The sequence below is a fragment of the Mycobacterium sp. THU-M104 genome (assembly GCF_049197365.1).
Lineage (GTDB): Bacteria > Actinomycetota > Actinomycetes > Mycobacteriales > Mycobacteriaceae > Mycobacterium.
In genome coordinates, this window is the sequence record NZ_JBMIOP010000218.1 from 1 (window position 1) to 2,760 (window position 2,760).

At 66.2% G+C, this 2,760-nt stretch carries 4 protein-coding genes; 2 read left to right on the forward strand and 2 right to left on the reverse strand.

All coding sequences use genetic code 11. The features are described 5' to 3' along the window. On the forward strand, positions 1-78 hold a 78-nt coding region (locus ACOJVU_RS16800; RefSeq protein WP_421530806.1), incomplete at its 5' end, for a hypothetical protein. Beyond that, complete coding sequence (locus ACOJVU_RS16805; RefSeq protein ID WP_421530804.1) at positions 75-2,192, forward strand: S9 family peptidase; 2,118 nt, start codon at positions 75-77, stop codon at positions 2,190-2,192. The genes ACOJVU_RS16800 and ACOJVU_RS16805, both read left to right, overlap by 4 nt. A 62-nt stretch (positions 2,193-2,254) precedes the next feature. Here ACOJVU_RS16805 and ACOJVU_RS16810 read toward each other — a convergent pair whose 3' ends face one another. After that, positions 2,255-2,608 (reverse strand): DUF732 domain-containing protein, encoded by a 354-nt coding sequence (locus tag ACOJVU_RS16810; protein WP_421530805.1) that lies wholly within the window; start codon positions 2,606-2,608, stop codon positions 2,255-2,257. Positions 2,609-2,630: 22 nt separating this feature from the next. Next, complete coding sequence (locus tag ACOJVU_RS16815) at positions 2,631-2,738, reverse strand: SHOCT domain-containing protein (protein WP_421530807.1); 108 nt, start codon at positions 2,736-2,738, stop codon at positions 2,631-2,633. Between the last annotated feature and the right edge of the window lie 22 nt (positions 2,739-2,760).

Consider the following 2,760-nt stretch of genomic DNA (forward strand, 5'->3'; position numbering starts at 1 on the left):
ACACGTGACCGTTACATCAATGCCTACGAACGCATTTCCGGTCTGAGCTTCGATGACTGGATCGGCCCGGCCGCATGACGGAAGCGCCCCGCGCCCCGGTGGCCAACCGGGTTGAGACCCGCCGCGAGCACCACGGCGACGTCTTCGTGGACCCCTACGAATGGCTGCGCGACAAGGCCGACCCGGAGGTCGTCGCCCACCTCGAGGCCGAGAACGACTACGTCGACGCGATGACGGACCACCTCGAACCGCTGCGCCGGCAGATCTTCGACGAGATCAAGGCGCGCACCAAGGAGACCGACCTGTCGGTGCCCACCCGGCAGGGCGACTGGTGGTACTACTCACGGACTTTCGAGGGCAAGCAGTACCGCGTCCAGTGCCGTTGCCCGGTCACCGGTCCCGGCGACTGGACGCCGCCGACGCTGGACGAGAACACCGAAGTGCCCGGTGAGCAGGTCCTGCTCGACTCGAACGCCGAGGCCGAGGGTCACGAGTTCTTCGCGCTGGGCGCGGCCATGGTCAGCCTGGACGGCAACCTGCTGGCATACTCCGTCGACACGGTCGGCGACGAACGGTATACGTTGCGGTTCCGCGATTTACGCACCGGCGAGCAGTACCCGGACGAAATCGCCGACATCGCGGGCGGGGGAACGTGGGCCGCCGACAACCGGACCGTGTACTACCTGACCCTGGATGCCGCGCACCGCCCCGACAAGGTCTGGCGGTACCGGCTCGGCTCCGGCGAGCCGGCGGAACTGGTGTATCACGAGGCCGACGAACGATTCTGGCTCGGAGTGGGACTGACCCGGAGCAAGGCCTACGTCCTGCTCAACGCGGCCTCGGCGATCACCTCCGAGTGGCGGTACGCGGACGCGGACGACCCGGATGCCGCGTTCACCGTCGTGCTGCCACGCCGCGAAGGCGTCGACTACTCGGTGGAACACGCGGTGGTCGGGGGCCGCGACCGGTTCCTGATCCTGCACAACGATGGCGCGGTCAACTTCACGCTGGTCGAATCCCCGGTCGAGGATCCCACGCGGCAGCGCACTCTGATCGAGCACCGCGACGACGTCCGGCTCGAGGGCGTGGACGCGTTCGCCGACCACCTGGTGGTGAGCTACCGGCGCGAGGCATTGCCCCGCGTCCAGTTGTGGCCCCTGAATACCGACGGCGGTTACGTTGAGCCCGAGGAGATTTCGTCGGACTCCGAGCTGATGTGGGTCAGCACGGGCGCCGACCCGAACTGGGATTCCCCGAAGCTGCGGATCAGGGTGGGTTCTTTCGTCACCCCGGTGCGGATCTACGACGTCGACCTGGCCACCGGGCAGCGGACGCTGCTGCGCGAACAACCCGTGCTCGGCGACTACCGGCCCGGCGACTACGTGGAGCGCCGCGAGTGGGCGCGCGCCGAGGACGGCACCCGCGTCCCGGTGTCGATCGTGTACCGCACCGAGACCGAATTCCCGGCTCCGACGTTGCTCTACGGCTACGGCGCCTACGAGATCTGCACCGATCCGGCGTTCTCCATCGCCCGGCTGTCGCTGTTGGACCGCGGCATGGTGTTCGTCATCGCCCACGTCCGGGGCGGCGGCGAGATGGGCCGGCTGTGGTACGAGCACGGCAAGCTGTTGGCCAAGAAGAACAGCTTCAGCGACTTCGTGGCGGTGGCAAGGCATCTGGTGGACTCGGGGCTGACCAGCCCGCAGCAGCTGGTCGCGTTGGGTGGCAGCGCGGGCGGCCTGCTGATGGGCGCGGTGGCGAATCTGGCGCCGGACCTGTTCGCCGGCATCCTCGCGCAGGTCCCGTTCGTCGACCCTTTGACCACCATCTTGGATCCCTCCCTGCCGCTGACCGTCACCGAGTGGGACGAATGGGGAAACCCGTTGAGCGATAAGGATGTCTACGCCTACATGAAGTCCTATTCGCCGTATGAGAACGTGGAGGCCAAGCAGTATCCGGCGATCCTGGCGATGACGTCGCTGAATGACACCAGGGTGTACTACGTGGAGCCGGCCAAGTGGGTCGCGGCGCTGCGCCACGCCAACACCGACGGTGCTCCGGTGCTGTTGAAGACGCAGATGAACGCCGGCCATGGCGGCGTCAGCGGCCGCTACAAGGCGTGGCGGGAGACCGCGTTCCAATACGCGTGGCTGCTGGCCGTCGCCGATCCCGACAGCTACGGGTGCGGATAAGGCTGCTGCGCATTCGGTGACGTCACGCGGCCCGGCTTTCGTTCTTTGTCGAGGCCGCGTTGTCACTCCTCGAACTGATCGTGAGCCCAATTCACCACGGTCTGGTACTGGTCGGGGCACAGTTCGGCGGCAGCGGCGCCCAGGACCACCCCGGCATGACGATTGCTGAACCCAGCGGATTCCTCCAGCATCGTGACGGCTTCGGGCACCGAGGCGCCGGAACGCAGCATGTCGCAGGTGGCATACCCCCAATGGAGTGCGTCGGCACTGGACATGTGGGCGACCTGCGCCTTGTTCAGGCGTGCGATGTATGCGGATTCGTCGGCGACGGCGGGTGCTGCCAGCCAGAATGCGGCGGTGGCAAGCGCGCACGAAATCAATGCGACTCTGAAGATCCTTTCGGCTCCTTCGATCATGCGGGATTGGAAATGTCGGGATCTAGAATCCCAGAAGTCGCTGTTTCAATGTTGTGAATTCCTCGTCGGTCAGTAGATGCGATTCGCGCAGTTCGCCAAGTTCGCGCAGGCCGGCCGCGATCTCCGCCACCGAACGGATCGTCCCTTTCGGT